This window comes from Arcticibacter sp. (assembly GCF_053551015.1).
On sequence record NZ_JBMQOB010000011.1, the window covers coordinates 83,998 to 102,247 of the forward strand.

Genomic DNA, 18,250 nt, shown 5'->3' on the forward strand with positions numbered 1-18,250 from the left:
TGATATAAATTCATTCCTCATTCGCGAGTTCCAGAATCCGGTCAAACTCTTCGGGCTTCATTCCCATAACGGATAGTCTTCCTTGTTTAACCAGACCAACATTCTCCAGTCGCGGATCTTTCTTGATCTGCTCCAGGGTAACGGGTTTTTTCAGTGTTTCAATCGGAGATAGGTCTACCACCACCCAGTTCGTATCCTCTGTTGTGGGATCCTGATAAAATTCCTTGACGACTTTGGCTATCCCGACGACTTCCTTACCCTCATTGCTGTGGTAAAAAAGCACCAGGTCGCCTTCTTTCATGGCTTTCATATTGTTGCGTGCCTGGTAATTGCGTACGCCGTCCCAGAATGTGCGGCCATCCTGATTGAATTTATTCCAGCTGTATTTAAAAGGTTCGGACTTAACGAGCCAATAGTTCATGTATGTTGTTCTAGGGTGTCGATTTGAAGTTGCGAAAATAAGAATTATTGAGTTGATCTTATGAACCTGCTGATCGTTTCAGGCTATCTCAATTATTGATTTTATACATATTTGCTATACGTCTGAACATTAGTACTCTCAGGCCGATCAAATTCCAGTGATATTTGATATCAGGGGAAATAACCTTTTGCATCAATTATGAAACTAACCAAAGATTCACTCACATCTAACTCCAGAAGAAAGTTCATTCATGATCTGGGTATTGCATCATTGGGTCTCTCAGCTTTATCGCTCTTTTCGGGGTTTAAAAGTCATGACGAAGACTCCAGTAAAGAACGTATGAGAAAGGAAAAAGCAGCAGGCAAGCTAGGTATTGCGCTCGTAGGATTGGGCAGTTACGCTGGTGGGCAACTTGCACCGGCGCTTACTGAAACATCGCATTGCTATCTTGCAGGCATTGTTACGGGCACGCCGGAGAAAGCGGAAAAATGGAAGAAACAATATGGCATTCCTGATTCCAATGTTTATGACTATAAGAATTTTGATCAAATAAAGAACAATCCCGATATAGACATCGTCTACGTGGTTCTTCCGAATTCTATGCACTCGGAATATGTTATCAGAGCTGCACAGGCCGGAAAGCATGTGATCTGCGAAAAGCCAATGGCTATTACGGTCCAGGAATGCGATCAGATGATCGCCGCCTGTAAGAAGGCGGGCAAGATGCTGGGTGTGGGATATCGCTTGCATTATGATCCATACCACCTCGAACTGACGAGGCTTGGCCAGAAAAAGGTTTACGGAGATATAAAAAGCATGTCGGCAGGATTCGCCTTCAATGCCTCCAAAGGCATGTGGCGACTTGATAAAACCATGGCGGGAGGTGGTCCGCTCATGGATCTTGGGATATACTGCGTTCAGGCATTTTGCTATGTGACGGGGCAGACGCCGCTATCCGTGACGGCGAAAGAAGGTCCGAAGACAGATCCGGATCGTTTTCCTACTGTAGAGCAATCCCTTACCTGGCAGTTTGAAATGCCTGGAGGAATAAAGGCTGAAGGATTTACCAGCTATGCAGATAGCCGGAATATGCTGAAAGTGGAGGCCGAAAAAGGCTCCTTTGAGCTTGCTCCTGCATTTAATTATAACGGACTCCGTGGTAAGGGACCAGAAGGAAACTTCAGCTTCCCGGCTGTGAATCAACAGGCGCGTCAGATGGATGATTTTGCGTTATCACTGATCCAAAAGCGGCCGACTCGGGTTCCGGGAGAAATGGGAAGACGGGATGTGGCCTATCTTCAGGCGATCTACCAGGCGATGCGTAGCGGGCAAAAAGTGTCACTTAAAGCATAAAGGTCCGGCAAAATGATCAAACAACTAAGCGTTATGCTGTTAGCTGCAGTTTCACTGGGAATGATGCAGCCTTCGCCGGAAACAATAGGAAGTATTGAACGCCTGGATCCTGAGTTGGACAAGGTGATCAGTCCAGGTGCCCGGGCAGAAATTATTGCTACAGGCATGGATTGGAGTGAAGGACCGCTCTGGGTGGAAAGACACAAGATGCTGCTCTGGTCTGACGTTCCGAGGGATACTGTTTGGAAGTGGACAGAGAAGGGCGGCAAGGAAGTTTACCTCACGCCTTCAGGTTATACAGGTAGTATTCCCAGAAAAGGGGAAAAAGGATCTAATGGACTCGTGTTGGATCCAAAAGGGAACCTGGTACTCTGTATGTGCGGCGACAGGCGGATGGCGAGGATGGATGCGCCTTTGGATGCTCCTCAACCGAAGTTCATTACCCTGGCAGACAACTATAAGGGCAAGAAATTTGATAGTCCGAACGATGCTGCGTACTCTCCGGCGGGGGAACTTTATTTCACAGACCCACCCTATGGACTGGAGCGCCAGCACAATGATCCGCTAAAGGAAATGAAGTTCCAGGGAGTTTACAAAGTAAAAAAGAATGGAGAGGTGGTGTTGCTTATCGACTCTATCAGTCGCCCTAATGGAATTGCTTTCTTCCCTGGTGGAAAACAGCTGCTTTTAGCCAGTTCAGACGGTGCTGCTCCGAACTGGTATATCTATGATGTAAACGAGAATGGCCTTTCCAATGGCAGGATCTTTTACAGCGCTAAAAATCAGGGACAAGGCTTAAGAGGGGCACCTGACGGTATGAAGATTAATAAAAACGGTTATGTGTTTTCGGGTGCCCCGGGTGGTATCTGGATTTTCAACAGAAGCGGTAAGCTGATCGGAAAGCTAAGCGGCCTGAAGGCGCCGGCTTCCAATTGTACATTATCGGGAGACGAGAAGACCCTTTATATTACCAATGACATGAATATTTTGAGGTTGAAGTTGAGGGAATAAAGATCGTTAATATCGAAAACTATAACTTACCTAAACTGACTGCAAAAGATGAAAAACAATGAACTGTTAAGGCCTCTGTTTTATTTCAGTTACGCTGCTTTTCTTACTGGTTCTGCATTAAAGATTACACATACCGCAGGATCGCTCGGCAAAATCACGCTCGCCTTTGCCGCTGTCTTTTTTATTGGCTTCATGATCTTGTCCCTGGCTGAAATATACAGGTCAAAACGGCTTGTCCTCAGTGAAAAGATCATGTGGACAGTCGGGTTCCTGTTTTTCAATCTCATTACGGGCCTTCTGTATTTCTTTATGGGCAGAAATCGCATCACCAGAACCTATAATCTAAGATCTCCTTTGGACAGACATTCATCGTAGCATGATATTGGCTAAGCAATTATCATTTTTTTTAGTAGGTTTGGTTATAGGTTATGTCCCGGATGCATAGAATGCATGGGCAACAACCATAGCGGGTATATTAAGCAAACATGTTAACAGTAGAAAAAATAGGCGGCACTTCCATGAGTGCCCTGCAGGACGTTATCAACAATATCATTTTATTTGAACGTTCAGGTGACAAGCTTTACAACAGAGTCTTTGTTGTATCAGCATTTTCAGGAGTGACAAACTTATTGTTGGAGAACAAGAAAACCGGTGACCCGGGTGTTTATCACAAGATCGTTAATCTACAGGACTTCCATAAGCCTATAAAGAACCTGATCACCAAGCTTAAGGCAATCAACAAGCAGTATGAACCTCTGGGACTGGATCTGGCAGTAGCTGATGAGTACATTGAAAAGCATGTTCTCGAAGCACAGACTATGCTGGATAATCTGGCCAATATCCTGGCTTCAGGTTATGTGAGCCAGACGGGAATTCTTCAGGCAGCACGTGAAATCCTGGCTTCTATTGGTGAAAGCCATTCGGCATTCAACTTCACAAATATCCTGCAGAACATGGGCATCCATACAACGCTGGTAGATCTGAGCGGATTCAACGATCCGAAAGCATATACTATTGATCAGCGGATTGAACGTGCGTTCAAGAATATTGAGTTTGACAAGACCATCTGCATTGTGACCGGTTATACGAAGGGTAAAGAAGGTATCATGCGGGAGTTTGACCGCGGATATTCCGAGGTTACCTTCAGCAAAATTGCTGTTCTGCTGAAGCCACAGGAAGCGATCATCCATAAGGAATATCATCTTTCGACAGCAGACCCTGCCCTGGTTGGCGTAGACAACTGCTTCCCCGTTGGATATACTAATTATGACATTGCCGATCAGCTGGCTGATGTAGGTATGGAAGCCATCCATCCAAAGGCAACAAAGCCGCTGGAGATTAACGGCATCAATCTTCGTCTGAAGAATACGTTCGACCCCTCCCACCCCGGTACACTCATTACCAGGGAGTATATCAGCGAACAAAAGCGCGTAGAGGTAATCACTGGAACTGACAAGCTCCTGATCATCGATGTTTACGACCCGCTGATGGTGGGTAACGTAGGAAGTGACCTGCAGATCATGCAGATTTTCTACGATAATCATGTGAGTTATACGTTTAAGGCGACCAGTGCCAATTGTATTTCACTTGTGATCTGGGAGCGTGACTTCGTGAACAAGCTGATTACGGATCTGGAGGCTAAATTCGAGAAGATCACAGTGGAAAAAGCAGCCATGGTATGCTTGCTGGGTTCAAACATGGATGAGCCGGGTCTGCTTGCAAAAAGTGCCTATGCGCTGACGAAAAAAGGCATCAACATCATGAGCGCGGGATTCTCTTTGAGAAAGGTCAACATTCAGTTCCTTGTAGAGAGAGAGCATTTTGACGAGGCGATCATCTCGCTGAACGAAGTGTTTTCAAGCCAGTTGAGCTAAGAAGATATCTCTTGTCTGCTACAACAAATCCATATTATTCGCACTTTACAGTTTAGAAGCGGGACCAGGTGTCCCGCGCTAATCAATACCCTGAACAAGGGTGCCTGGGGTACCTGTGCACTATTCCCCGGCGGATCTTCTGAAAAGCAAAATATAATTCCATTTTGATTTGCTTTTAACTGAAAACCAGTAACTTTATAGTACAAACCTATAAAACAACTAAAATGGATCTGCACGAAACCAATGGAAAACCCAGCGAAAACGGCACTAAACCAATCCTTACCACGAGAAACGGCCACCCTGTCTATGATAATCAGAGCCTGAGAACCGTTGGAAGCCGAGGCCCTGCCACGCTCGAAAACTACCAGTTTCTGGAAAAGATGTCGCACTTCGACAGAGAGCGTGTACCTGAACGTGTTGTACATGCACGGGGCGCGGGAGCTCATGGTGTTTTCGAATCGTACGGAATGGTAGGAAATGAGCCGGTATCGAAATATACGAGAGCCAAGTTCTTACAGGAGAAGGGAAAGCAGACACCCTGCTTTGTGCGTTTTTCGACCGTTATCCATGGAGGTCACTCTCCAGAAACGCTGCGTGATCCGCGAGGGTTTGCCGTGAAGATGTATACGGAGGAAGGCAACTGGGATCTGGTTGGAAACAACCTGAAGATCTTCTTCATACGCGACGCGCTGAAGTTTCCTGATTTCATCCATGCTTTCAAACCAGATCCTGTTACGAATCGTCAGGACGGGGAGAGACAGTTCGACTTTATCAGCCATACTCCAGAGGCTTTGCACATGGTGACCTTCCTCTTCTCGCCCTGGGGAATACCGGCCAATTACCGGCAGATGCAGGGCTCAGGCGTGAATACGTATAAATGGGTGAATAAAGATGGTGTGGGCGTGCTGGTAAAATATCATTGGGAACCTCTTCAGGGCATTAAAAACCTGACGACTGCTCAGGCGCAGGACATACAGGGAAAAAACTTCAATCATGCCACTCAAGATCTCTATGAAGCGATTGAGAGCGGAAACTTCCCTCAGTGGGAGCTCTGTGTGCAGATTATGGAAGATGGAGAACATCCCGAGCTGGACTTTGATCCGCTGGATGATACCAAGCTATGGCCGAAGGAACAGTTCCCCTGGCATCCGGTTGGAAAGATGACGCTGAACAAAAATCCGGAAAACTACTTTGCTGAAGTTGAGCAAAGTGCATTCGGTACAGGTGTGCTGGTTGATGGACTTGATTTTTCAGACGATAAGATGCTTCAGGGAAGAACCTTCTCCTATTCGGATACACAGCGTTACCGCGTGGGAACGAATTACCTGCAGTTGCCGATCAATGCTCCCAGGAATAAAGTATCTACGAACCAGCGGGATGGACAGATGGCCTATAATCAGGGAGGTGACATCGTGAATAACCCGCACGTCAACTATGAGCCTTCGTCTCTGGGTGGCCAGATAGAGGCTCCGAAAACAGGAAAGGATCATACGCCGATGTATCATGCTGCATTGGTACGTCAAAAAATAGAAAAGCAGAACAACTTTGCACAGGCGGGAGAAACATACCGGAATTTTGAAGACTGGGAAAAAGATGAGCTGATTCTCAATCTGGTCAACACCCTGGCCACTGCAAACAAGGATATACAAGATCGAATGGTGGAGTTGTTCAGGAAGTGTGACGAAGATTACGGCAGACGTGTTGCTGAAGGGCTGGCTAATACAGAAGTGGATATGAGCAACAAGGGGCCGATTGGTACTACTACATCTCATGAGGCTGTACAACAGGCCGAAGAGGAAGGCAGAGAAGCTAAGCCTTATTAATACATACAACCGATGGAAGAGATTGGCCGGAAAGGAAAGATTCTGGCCAATCCCATTTATAGCCAAAATCTTAAACATGAATCAACTGAATGATGATTTAATTAACAGCGCCCGCACCGGCGATATTTACCACATTAAATCTTTAATCGACCAGGGAGCTGAGGTCAATACGCAAGACGCAAGGGGCTACACTCCTCTCATTATCGCCAGTTACAACGAGCAGCTTGAGGCTTCGAAGCTCTTGATTGAATCCGGAGCCGATGTAAACATCCAGGATGCGGGTGGGAATACAGCTTTGATGGGTGTATGTTTCAAAGGCTATCCCGAAATAGCGGAACTTCTCATCGCTCAGGGTGCGGATCTTAACTTACAACACGGAAACGGGGGAACAGCGCTGATGTTCGCTGTGCTCTTTGGGAGAAATGAGCTGGCGGAAATTCTGCTGCATCATGGGGCGGATACAACGATCAAAGAGAAACGAGGCCTTACTGCTCTGGATCTTGCCGTTCAGCAGGGTAACCTCGACGCTATCAGACTTCTGGAGGAAGCTGTGTAGTTCTCTATGAAATACTCCCTTTGTTTCATCTTTCTACTGTTTTCGTCAAGGGCGCTTACACAGCAGAACCACATCGCATTCAACCAGGTCGGCTTCTACACGGAAGGTCCTAAGCTAGCATTTCTGAGCTCGAAAACCGATGCCAAGACATTTGCCCTCACTGACTCTGCCAGCGGTTATACTGTCTTCAGCGGAACCTTGGGAGATGAGAAACTTTCCCGCTACTCGGCAACGAGCACACGGGCAGCAGATTTCAGCAGCTTCCGAAAAAAGGGGACCTATTTACTTCGTATCGGCGTACAGACATCAGCTCCTTTTCACATCAGCGACTCGGTTTTAAAACCCGTCGCTCTGTCTTCGTTGAAAGGCTTCTACTATCAACGGGTATCAGAGCCACTGGATAAGCGGTTTGCAGGGCAGTGGGCCCGATCTGCGGGGCATCCCGATACTTCTGTCCTTATTCATCCCTCTGCTGCTTTAGGAACGAGGCCTGCAGGCACGAGGATATCCAGTCCCGGAGGCTGGTATGATGCTGGCGATTACAATAAGTACATCGTTAACTCAGGCATTACAATGGGTACGCTCCTCTCGGCCTACGAAGACTTCCCTTCCTATTTTGATCGTCTGCACACGAATATTCCGGAGAGCAGTAATGAAGTGCCGGATATCCTTGATGAGATCATCGTCAACCTCCGATGGATGCTAACGATGCAGGACCCGAATGACGGGGGCGTGTATCACAAGTGTACGAATGCGGCATTTGACGGAATGGTCATGCCTGGTGTGACTCAAGTGCCTCGGTATGTGGTCCAGAAGAGCACTGCTGCTTCGCTTGATTTTGCTGCGGTGACTGCCCAGGCTTCCAGAGTTCTTAGAAAGTTCGGGAAGCAGCTGCCTGGACTGAGCGATAGCTGTATTGTCGCCGCAGAACGGGCATGGAGCTGGTCACTAAACAACTCGGACGTACGATATGATCAAACACGCATCAATGAAGTCTATCAGCCTGAAATCAGCACAGGTGCTTATGGGGACCGTGAATTTAAGGATGAACAATATTGGGCAGCGTGTGAATTGCTGGTCACCACGGGGGAAAAAAGTTACATAAAGCATGTTTCTGAACATGTCCTGGAAGAAATACGCCTTCCATCCTGGTCTAACGTGGAAGCTCTTGGCGTTTATACGCTTCTGAGAAACACCAGGAAGCTGCCTTCTGTATTGCAACCCAAAGCGCTACGCTTGAAAAACCTGCTCATCAAAAAGGCTGATCTTTATCTGGAGACGGGGAAGGATAACGCTTTTCGCACGGTCATGGGTCAGTCAAAGCAAGACTTCAACTGGGGAAGTAATGCAAATGCCGCCAACCAGGGAATTTTATTGCTGAATGCATATTCTCTAAGCCATAACAAAGCGTACCTGAGCGGTGCACTGGGAAACCTCGATTATCTTCTGGGCCGCAATGCAACCGGCTACTGCTTTGTAACAGGCCTGGGGAGCAAGCGTGTTATGCACCCTCATCATCGCCCTTCGGCGGCGGACGGGATTAAGGAACCCGTTCCAGGTCTTTTATCTGGAGGCCCTAATTACGGCATGCAGGATGCGAAGGACGGATGTACCTATTCTCTTACTGATCCGGAAACCGCATTCGTTGATGATGAGCGCTCCTACGCATCAAACGAAATTGCGATTAACTGGAATGCTCCATTGGTCTATCTTGCGAATGCGGTGGAAGCTCTGAGCAGATCCCTCAGATAATTTCTACGTCTGCTTTACGGCTTTGCGGGCTCACCTTCATTGAGGTGATTTTACCATTTTCAACCGTTGCTTCTATGGTTGTATTGTAAGGAGCGTGCAGTTTGAAGCTGGCATTCCAGTCTGACGGCCAGGCAGGCAGCAGATAGATCTTCCGACCGTCGGTCTGCATGAGCATCTCCTGAAGGCCGATCATTCCTGAACCTCCCCAGTTATGATCAGGTGTCCAGTCGAAACCGGGTCCCCAGAATGCGGGAAATCTTCTCCCTGAATCTTTTAGCTTCAGGGATGTCAGCCTTTGAGCCTCCTCTTTTAACCCCAGACGTGCTGCGAAAATATTGTCTTGTTTCCAGCCTACATGACTGCGGAACTTCAAAGCATCTGTATCATACCGGTACGTGTTCAGGGCGGTGTCCAGACCAGGTTTTCCGATTCCGTAGATTCCCCATGGGTACACAGGATAAAGCTGGGGCGTTTCTACGTTGTTGATGCGCTCCCATAGTTTAGCAGGTGCAATGGTTGGATGGCCGTTCTGCTGCCTGAAGCTTATCGGAGGAATGCGCTTCAGCATTGCTGACCATTCTTCACGTTTCTTTGCAGTCAGATAGCTGTCGGGAAGCTCAAGCAAGCGGGTCAGCACTGTCTTTAACGCTGCCACTGTAGATGTCGCGTTATACGCCATCTTATAGGTCTCTGCGGCAGAACCAGGGTACAGAACAAGGTGCCCATTTCCGTCGAATGCTTTACTCCCGCGCTTCTTGGCGAGATATTGATAGTGCTCATTGAAGAAGGTAAGGGAACTCTCGATCAGAGGCATATACCCGGTGATATCCTTGTTCTGGTAGCGTTCCGTTTCCAGGATCATCTGACAGAACTCAAGAATAGTATCCCACTCATATTCCAACCAGGCATTGTACTCCATGCCCTTATCGTAATCTGCAGGTCTTTTCCAGTTGTATTCTGCCGGATTAGGTAATCCGAAGTTCTCGATCTGTTCGGTAAAGCTGGCTCCCTTGTGGTTCCAGTAAACCTCAGAACGAAGTTCTGCATTGCGGAGCATGTTCTTGTAAAAGTCGAACTGCGGCTTCATCATATCAATATCCCCGCTTCGGAGCATTGGCCAGTAGACCAGACGCTGGTTCTGCGCGGTGTGGGTTCCACCGCCCCAGTTGCGGAAATCGGGTGTGAACTTAAGCGTGGAATCTGTAAACACCGGATCGACGGTAAAGAGTCCGCCGTTGAACTTCGTAGGGTATTCACCATAGGCATTACAAGCCAGCATATAGCGGAACAATTGATAGTTGCGTCCAACCTGCCAGGCGGCTGATGATTTATCGGATACTGCAGAATCCAGATAGATATAGCTTCTGTCCCAATAGCTCTTCCACCAGTCTTCAGATTGCTTTTTTGCTGTTCCTGATTTTCTCTGACTTTCCTGAACAAGAGCTTTGAGCTCTGAGCTCCAGGTTTGATCTGCCTTAGCAATGGGGAGATAGATCAGAAGCTCGTGACGTTTGGCAGGCTTTATACTTTTAAGGGTCCATCCTGTAAACTCTGTATTGTGGTACTTGCCAGCATAGGTGCCACTAGCGGACATATTGGATCCCTTCATGAGTCCCCCGAAAGAGAGACCTGCCAGAGGGTTCATCATCTGGTTTTTGACACCCTCCATGCCCTGTTGCTTCACGACGATGTCGAAGGCAGTATTCGTTCTGTTCTGATGATAAAAAAGAACACTATTGCCGTTAAAGCGAAGGGAGTCTTTATAGGTTACTACCGGTGAGGGCGGCGCCCATTTCCAGGAGTTGGCATTATTTTCCTTCCCTTTAGGGAACAGATCGCGATTCCTCCAGCTTTCATAAGATGCCTCGGCGATCAGGGGACTATTGCTATTCACATCGACATGCACCACGGGGCGGAACACGTCTACCCATACCCTGATGTTTGTGCTTGCTGAACCTTTCTTTGTACTGATGTCTACGTGGCCATTTTTCAGTATCAGAGCTTGCTTAAAGTCTTCCTGACTAAATGGGTTGGGACTAAGTTTCAACCTGACCCTTCCTAGCTTCAGCAGCGTATTGTTCTCATCGAATGTACCGCTGCGGGACATATAAAAGAACAGTTCGTCACCTTCCACCCAGACATTCAATCCAACGTCACCAGCACCACAAGGCATCGACTCTCCTGAATTGATGCTTTGCTTATTCCACACCTGATTATATTGATCTATGCCCGTTTGGGCATTTGAACATATAACCGTAAAGCTCGCTGCAATAGCTAAAAATACCCTCTTCAACATCTTACCAACTGTCTGAACGAAATGATGATACCGGTAAACCTTCCGTGCTGTAAAGATCGCCTATCACGAAGTCTTTGAAAGCATAGCGGACGTGTACAGGCTGGCTGACGTAAGGCGAGGAAACAGAAATACTTGATCCTCCTACCATCGCCTCGGCTGGGTGAAAGACCTTATCCTCTCCGGCAACTTCAAAAAGGCTGAGTTTCTTACCATAAGATGTAAACCCGTTGGATGCGTTATTAAACTTAAGCACCATAATGCTGCCTTTCACTTCTGCAGAAACAAATTCAGGACTCGCAGCCCCAAAGCCTTTCATTCCGTATGTTTTCGCAAGAGCCAGGAGTGCCAACCTTTTTCCGCCAACTTCCTTGTTCATCGGGTGAATACAATTCTCCTCCCCTATGTCAAGCAAGACGGCCATTGCCGAGTTTGGAATCGCTGCTGCGGACTTTCGCTGAGCATCTCTGAGATATGCGGAATTGTATTTACCTCCCATGTAATATGGAGGAAGCTGAGTGTAATTGAAAGGAGCGATCTGAGCATAATAGAACGGGAATTCACCCGCACCCCACTGCTTCCGCCATTGGTTAACCAGTGCAGGAAAGAGTTGCTCATACTGATCAGGACGCTCATAATTTGACTCGCCCTGATACCAGATGCAGCCTTTGATTCCATATCCAATGATAGGGTAAATCATACCGTTGTACAGGGTTGTCGGGGTGCGGCTTTTCTGCACAATAGGGTCATTCTTCGCGGGAACCTTGATATCCTTAAAGGACTTTAAAGTCTCCGGATTCATCCAGGCTTCTATGGATGAGCCGCCATAGCTGGAGTTGATTACTCCAACCGGCACATCGAGCATTTCATTTAAGAGTCGCGCAAAGTAGTAAGCTGTGGCACTAAAATTAGACACTGCTTCCGGCTCTGCCTGCTTCCATGCAGAAGGCTTGCTATCCTGCTGCGGCTCGGTGAACGAAGATCTTGGCACTGTATAAATACGGATATTCTTGTTCCGGGATTTGAGGATGGCATCATTGGCGCCATAAACCGGCTGGCCCTTGAATCCTTTCATAGGCATTTCCATGTTAGACTGTCCGGAACATAGCCATACCTCGCCGATCAGGACGTTATTTAGTTTCAGTGGCTGTCCGTCACTGATGCTGATCTGATAAGGGCCTCCTGCTACCGGAGTAGCAATCTCAATCTTCCATCTACCTGCAGCGTTCGCCTTGACAGAATAAGACTTCTGATCCCAGGAAGGAATAACCGTAACCGTTTGACCGGGCGATGCCCAGCCCCATAAAGGAGCATTGGACTGCTGCTGCAAAACCATATTATCTGTGAATATGGAAGCCATTTTTATCTCAGCCCTGAGACTTAAATGGGCTACAAAAAAGAGGACTGCGGAAAAAAGATATTTCATTTGCGTAATTATCTGCTTAAAGGTAACCATACTGCCATTTCATTATGTCCGCGGTTGCCCCATGCATAATAAGGAACCAGGCGGATCTGAACAGGCTTTTGCAGTGTTGATACTTCGCGGTAAAGGGTATTCTTCCAACCGCCTTTTCCCGTACTGATTGCGCTGCCTTCAAGCATGGTAATAGGACTGTTTTCAATTGTAGTCTTCACGGGTTTAAACGCGATATTGGCCGGGATGGTGATATCAAAAAGCTTCTCATCCTTAGGAATATCGTTCGACTCAAGACAATAGACTATAGGCCCCCTTTTCACAGCTATTTGATTTCTGGTTTCCTCGACTAAAGGATTGGATTCCATCAACATAGCGGGCATAGGAAGGGTTAATTCAATTTTATCGTTCCTCGACCATTTACGGTTGAGTTCTACATATTGGCCGGCAGTAAGATTAACATTTGCAGGCTTTCCGTTGATGGTTAGCTTTGCATTTTTACACCATCCTGGTATTCTGAAGAACATCGAGAATGCTTTCCGTGGTGCTTCCTGCAGGCTTACGCTTACTGTCTCATCCCAAGGGTAAGTTGTCATCTGGTTGAGCTTGATTTTAGATCCGTCTGTAAGGGTTGTAGACAGTTCACTTCCACCATAGAGATTGAACCAAAGACCTTTGTCAGAAACATTGTAGAGATAGCTTCCTATCTCAGCAACAGTACGTACTACATTTGGAGGGCAGCAGTTGGATAGCGCTATGTACCCCACCCTGTCTTTAGACCAGCGTTGCTGAAACGGAAGATCGTCAGACACGCTTAATGGATTAGTATAAAGAAAGTTCTTACCATCGAGGCTGATACCGGATAGAACACTGTTATAAAGAGCAAGCTCCATCACATCGGTGTAGCGGGCATCTCCGGTTAACTGCAGCATCCTCCAGTTCCAGAGCACGTTACCGATGTTGGCGCAAGTCTCGCCGTGGGCCGTGTGGTTGGGTAGTTGGTAGTCGCGGCCATAAGCCTGATGGATCTTTTGGACGTCTGTAGGCTCATAAGAAGTACCATCAGGCGATACACCATCATAAAGCGCGCCGCAGGCACCCGTGATATACATTTTTCTTTCTGTCACGTCATCCCACATCAGGTTAAGACGGGAAATCAAGGATGTGTCACCCGTTTCAGCATAAACATCTGCAACTCCGGCGTAAAGGTAGTTCGCTCTAACCGCATGTCCCATTGCCTTGGTTTGCTTCCTGAAAGGTATGCGGTCCTGGTTGTCGTCGGTTCCGTTTTCTACAAGCCCACGGATGTTAATCAGATTTTTCGATAACTCCAGGTAACGGGGATCTTTAGTAGTGCGGTACATTTCCACAACCCCCATGTAATGTGACGGGCAGATCGCGTTCCTTGCAAGTTCCGGAGATGCTTTTTCATGAAAGTTATACAAGTAGTCAGTCGCCTTTTTAGCGATATTGAGAAGAGTGGTTTTGCCTGTGGCACGATAGTGAACACATGCAGCCGTCATCAGGTGGCCCAGATTATAGGTTTCGAAATGCAGGCGATCCTTAAATTCTTTTGCACCTGCTGCCTGATTTCTTTCCTCAATCATCGTTGGCGTATGGATATATCCATCCTCCCGCTGACATTTGGCAATTACCGGAATGACCTCATCTATCAGCTTATCAATCTTAGGATCTTTATTAACAGCGTACACCGAAGCGAGCGCTTCAATCAATTTGTAGAAATCACCATCATGAAACGGCGGACCCGTGTGTTTTCCATCTTTAAGACCGGCCGCAATTTCAAAGTTGGTGAAAGCATGCGCCCTGTTCGGATCTTTATATAGATCCCACATATAGGGGATCATCTCATCTTCACATACCTTAAAACGATCAGCCCAGAAGCCGTTAGTAAGTTTCACAGCACTCATATTTACCCCTTTCAATTTCGCATAGGGGCTATTTGATGTGTTCACCAGGCTTTTCTGCTGAGCAAAGCCTGGGGTATTCGCCATGAACAGCAATCCTGCTGCGACCACGCCTGTACAAATCTTATTCATATTAATTCCTTTCAATGTTTTTCGACTTTATCAATTTCACGGGACCGATAAGACCTCCCCTCAATGGTTTTTTGCCCTGAAGGCGGAACGGTGCCGTTGTTTGTGTGATCCGCTTTTCTTGAGGTAGCTTTTGATCGGCCATCAGTCGGTTAGCCCATGTATTGGTAACCCGCACTTCAATGGTATTCACACCTTTTTTAATGCAGGAGCTAACGTCAGCGCGGTATGGAGCGGTCCATACAACCCCACAGCTCTGTCCGTTAACGGTCACTTCCGCGATGTTAGCTACGTTGCCGAGGTCAAGGAATACCTTTTTGGCAGCGGGCAGAGACTTTAATTTGAAAGTGCTTTTATACGCGGCCGTTCCAGAGTAGTTGCGGATCAGAGAGTCTGGATGCTCGCTCCAGCTTAGGAGATCTTTGAACCGAACCGGTTCAGCAGGTCCCCCCAGGCTTGCGTCGAACCGGACAGTCAAAGGTTCTGACAAGGTTTGCAAATGCTCTGTCTCTATCCAGTTCTTCCCTTCCGCCCGCACAGATTGCGTAGCAGGTGTGGATAGCGTGATGAAAACAGAGGCATTGGGCTCAAACAAATAACTCAGTTGAGTTCTCCCGTTCTCTGAACTATAACTCCGGGCCATAAACCGCTCTCCTGTAGCAGCGTTATACAGCTCAGGAATCCGAGCTGATGCTCTTAACGAAACGGTAACTTCTTTCTTAACAGAGTCTTGGTTGGCGACAAAGTAGATATCTGTCTCCCCGTCCTTTCTGTGTGTCCATACAAATCCGGAAGCTGGATTTGATGATGAATCAAATATTTCCACATCCCTTGCTACGCCTAACTTAGCGAAGGAGGATCCTAGAAAAGGTCCTAATACCACCCTTCCTTTTCCTAAATTCTTCATCCGGAAGCTTTCTGCCCCATCCTGGACGGTCTCAAAGGTTCCTCCCCAAAGTTGTTCGGTGATCTCTTTTAAGCGCTGGTCTTTCAGTTTAGCCTGACTAAGTCCTGGAGTACTTGCAGGTCTGTCCATCAAGATGATCGTAGCGCCGTCATTTATTAACCGAAGAATCTTTTCAGCCACCTCAACAGACATTATCTCACTGTTTGGCTGCATCTGATGTTTTCCGGGGAATACTAACAGTGCGTAGCTTGCGCCGCCAGGGAAAGTGACCCTTCCATTCTCAACCCGTGCGAGACGTAAAAGAGCATCAGGATTGAAGGAATCGTACGCATAACCTCTCAGAGGATCATGCCAGTTTTCGGGCTCGTACAGGTTTGCCGAAACGTTTACGCCTTCGGGCATTTGCTTCATCGGCAATCCCTTATTCGCGAGTCTTGCCTTTTCACTTGCAACACGTTCAGCTCCGAAGATGCCCGGCAATGTGCTGACCAGACGGTCTGGCAAAATTGCTCTTCTTGGTATCTCCTCCCCTGTAAATACGGCCACATCTGCAACGAAATGTCCTTTCTGTAGTTCTTTCTGCGCTCTTTCCGCATAATCAACCCAGGCTCTTCCCGGCTTCCACCAGGTTTGGTCTCTCTGGAACAAGAGACCAACTCCGTCCAGTGTCATACCCGGTTTACGGTCAGCCCATGGATTATGTGTAAATACATGATAAACGAGTCTGTTCACACCCATCGCATAGTTCCTGTCCTGTAATGCTTTTAACATACCGGGATGCTCATCCCAAGCCATCCTCAATTGTGTAAATGCCTCCGCCTGGACTATTGGCTTGCCATATATATGAGCGCCGCTAATCGCGTCTACCATATCGTTTGGTTTATCATGAGACGGGCTTCTTAACCAGAATTCGCCCATGGGTATGTCTACTTCATTGAAGTGCATCAGTCCGTCGGACATCATCACCGGAGCGGTAGTCTCAGATCCAAACAGTGCGTTATTCATGTGCGCGAGATCCCTGGCTACGGTATAAAAGTTCTTGTTCAGCAACTCCGCAATCGTCACTCGTACGTCGTAAAGGAACCTTTCCGATACGTCTGCACTCTGTACAGGTATACCCGCCATAACAGGCATGTAGAGCTTCATGTCATAGCCTCTGCGTGCTTTAAATTCTTCCTGAAATGCAGGTGTCCAGTTCTGACTTCCGCATTCCCAGCTGTCAATATAAAAAACTTTCAAAGCACGGTTGGCGAGTTCCGGTCCTGCTGTACGTACCGCTTTACCAAACCAGCTGTTAAATTGCAAAGTAACTGCTTCAGGATTCAGCTTATCGGATTCAAGACCTTTTCCTGCACCCGCCGTTTCATTCATATGGCCGGTTGATGTATGCCCGATGCGCAAGACTGTCCAGTTTCCTGCAGCAGGTTTCCATTTTAATTTACCATTTGAATCCAGATGTTTGCCCAGGTCAACAATCTTATTTAAGGGGATGCACAGCTCGTCGGCCAACTGCCCTGTTGTGCTGCGGGGACTTACCCGCCATACCTCTCCTGTCTTACCTTCGAACTGATGAACCTTAGGCTCCGAAGACAGCTCTATCCCGGCAATCTTCAGATTTTGCTTCCACTTTGCACCATCCAGATCCTCTCCGCCTGGTTCGGACCCTTCACGGTTATATACGAACCGGAAGAATTTTGCGGTGACAGGTGGGATGGCATGTGTTACATCAGAATCCCAGTCGAGCCAGCCAGAGCGGGGTGCCTGCATCTGTGTTACTCTCCGGAAATCTTTGCCGTTGTCGCTCACCTCGAGCACCAGTCGCTGTGATTGCGTATTGAAGTTATTTACGTGTATAGTCACGTTCCTGGCAGTAAACGGTTTGCTGAACTCATATTGAATCCAGCAGGGATCATTACTTGCAAAGTTTTCTTTATTTCCTTTTTTGATCAGGAAAGAAGCATCCTTACCGGGAATGCTCGACGTGATCTTCGGAATCGTGTTGTATGTATTCTGTACTGCTCCGAAAGGAGTAGGATAGGCAAGAACGGCGATGTCTTTATAGTAGCCCTTGTAAGACGGCGGACTGATCAGTGTATCGTTAAAAAGCTTAGCTCCCTTGATTTGCGTCTTGCTCCAAACTACTTTCTGCATCGATAGTTCAGGGGTGATCCACGGACCTGCGGCTGTTGCAAATCCATCACCAGGTAATAAACCTATTTTTAAGCCCAGGCGATCTGCCTCTTCTATAGCAAACCGGATCATCTCCCACCACTCAGGCGTCAGTTGCTCAGTCACCGGCTGAAACAAGGGAGGATTGGTCTTCCCTTTGATGGTGGCAATATACGCACCGGCAATGCCTGCTTCTTTCATTGCCAGCAGATCTTTGGTAATCCCCTCCTTTGAAGAACTGGCATGCATCCAGTACCACAGCACCCATGGTTTCGACGGGTCTGCCAGATTTTTATCTGGCTGCGCGCTGGCATTGCTAAGAACACAAAGCAGGGCTATCAGGAACGCGAAATATCTCTTGATCATCTTTATCTTTTCTCCTTAAAACTTTATCTTCTTTGCCATAGTCCCCGGATCGGCCTGTTTTGACTTTACTGGCAACATATAAAATGTGTATTGATATGGCTTTGACGGGATTTGGTATTTCTCCAGAGGCGCCGACACATCAGTCCAGCTATCATTTCCACCTATACCCATTTGAATCAGGTCGATATTCTGTGTCAGATATCCGGCATCTTTCAACAAGTGCCGGTGTTTCGCTCTTACGCTCTCCGGTTCAGGAT

The 18,250-nt window shown here is 47.4% G+C and carries 13 protein-coding genes; 7 read left to right on the forward strand and 6 right to left on the reverse strand.

The window, feature by feature from the left end; all coding sequences use genetic code 11:
- Positions 1-10: 10 nt before the first annotated feature.
- Positions 11-421: an EVE domain-containing protein gene (locus ACO1NU_RS07465; protein WP_448817851.1), complete on the reverse strand. Its 411-nt coding sequence runs from the start codon at positions 419-421 to the stop codon at positions 11-13.
- A 198-nt stretch (positions 422-619) separates the two neighbouring features.
- On the opposite strand from ACO1NU_RS07465, the gene ACO1NU_RS07470 reads away from it, so the two are divergent.
- The 7 genes from ACO1NU_RS07470 (at position 620) to ACO1NU_RS07500 (ending at position 8,790) form a co-directional block, all read left to right on the forward strand.
- Positions 620-1,774, forward strand: a complete 1,155-nt coding sequence (locus ACO1NU_RS07470) for a Gfo/Idh/MocA family protein (protein WP_448817852.1) — start codon at positions 620-622, stop codon at positions 1,772-1,774.
- A gap of 12 nt (positions 1,775-1,786) precedes the next feature.
- Positions 1,787-2,785 (forward strand): SMP-30/gluconolactonase/LRE family protein, encoded by a 999-nt coding sequence (locus tag ACO1NU_RS07475; RefSeq protein ID WP_448817853.1) that lies wholly within the window; start codon positions 1,787-1,789, stop codon positions 2,783-2,785.
- A gap of 48 nt (positions 2,786-2,833) precedes the next feature.
- A complete protein-coding gene (locus tag ACO1NU_RS07480) occupies positions 2,834-3,160 on the forward strand; it encodes a PLDc N-terminal domain-containing protein (protein ID WP_448817854.1) in 327 nt (108 codons plus the stop codon).
- Between the two features lie 110 nt (positions 3,161-3,270).
- The gene (locus ACO1NU_RS07485) at positions 3,271-4,659 is read left to right on the forward strand and encodes an aspartate kinase (RefSeq protein ID WP_448817855.1); all 1,389 of its coding nucleotides are present in this window, start codon (positions 3,271-3,273) and stop codon (positions 4,657-4,659) included.
- 224 nt (positions 4,660-4,883) lie between these two features.
- On the forward strand, positions 4,884-6,482 hold the full coding sequence (locus ACO1NU_RS07490; RefSeq protein ID WP_448817856.1) for a catalase: 1,599 nt from the start codon (positions 4,884-4,886) through the stop codon (positions 6,480-6,482).
- A gap of 76 nt (positions 6,483-6,558) precedes the next feature.
- The gene (locus ACO1NU_RS07495) at positions 6,559-7,038 is read left to right on the forward strand and encodes an ankyrin repeat domain-containing protein (protein WP_448817857.1); all 480 of its coding nucleotides are present in this window, start codon (positions 6,559-6,561) and stop codon (positions 7,036-7,038) included.
- Between the two features lie 6 nt (positions 7,039-7,044).
- Positions 7,045-8,790 (forward strand): glycoside hydrolase family 9 protein, encoded by a 1,746-nt coding sequence (locus ACO1NU_RS07500; protein WP_448817858.1) that lies wholly within the window; start codon positions 7,045-7,047, stop codon positions 8,788-8,790.
- On the opposite strand, the gene ACO1NU_RS07505 is transcribed toward ACO1NU_RS07500, so the two are convergent.
- The 5 genes from ACO1NU_RS07505 to ACO1NU_RS07525 form a co-directional block, all read right to left on the reverse strand.
- A complete protein-coding gene (locus ACO1NU_RS07505) occupies positions 8,783-11,086 on the reverse strand; it encodes a DUF5703 domain-containing protein (RefSeq protein ID WP_448817859.1) in 2,304 nt (767 codons plus the stop codon). The genes ACO1NU_RS07500 and ACO1NU_RS07505 overlap by 8 nt on opposite strands.
- 1 nt (position 11,087) lies before the next feature.
- Positions 11,088-12,443, reverse strand: coding sequence for a sialate O-acetylesterase (locus tag ACO1NU_RS07510; protein WP_448817860.1), 1,356 nt, complete (start codon positions 12,441-12,443; stop codon positions 11,088-11,090).
- A gap of 74 nt (positions 12,444-12,517) precedes the next feature.
- Entirely contained in the window at positions 12,518-14,554 is a 2,037-nt protein-coding gene (locus tag ACO1NU_RS07515) for an aceric acid hydrolase (RefSeq protein ID WP_448817861.1), read from the reverse strand.
- A gap of 1 nt (position 14,555) precedes the next feature.
- Positions 14,556-17,993 carry a glycosyl hydrolase gene (locus tag ACO1NU_RS07520; RefSeq protein WP_448817862.1) on the reverse strand — a complete coding sequence of 1,146 codons (3,438 nt, stop codon included), beginning with the start codon at positions 17,991-17,993 and terminating at the stop codon, positions 14,556-14,558.
- Positions 17,994-18,008: 15 nt separating this feature from the next.
- Positions 18,009-18,250 (reverse strand): beta-galactosidase small subunit-related protein (locus ACO1NU_RS07525; protein ID WP_448817863.1); only part of this gene is annotated, 242 nt, incomplete at its 5' end.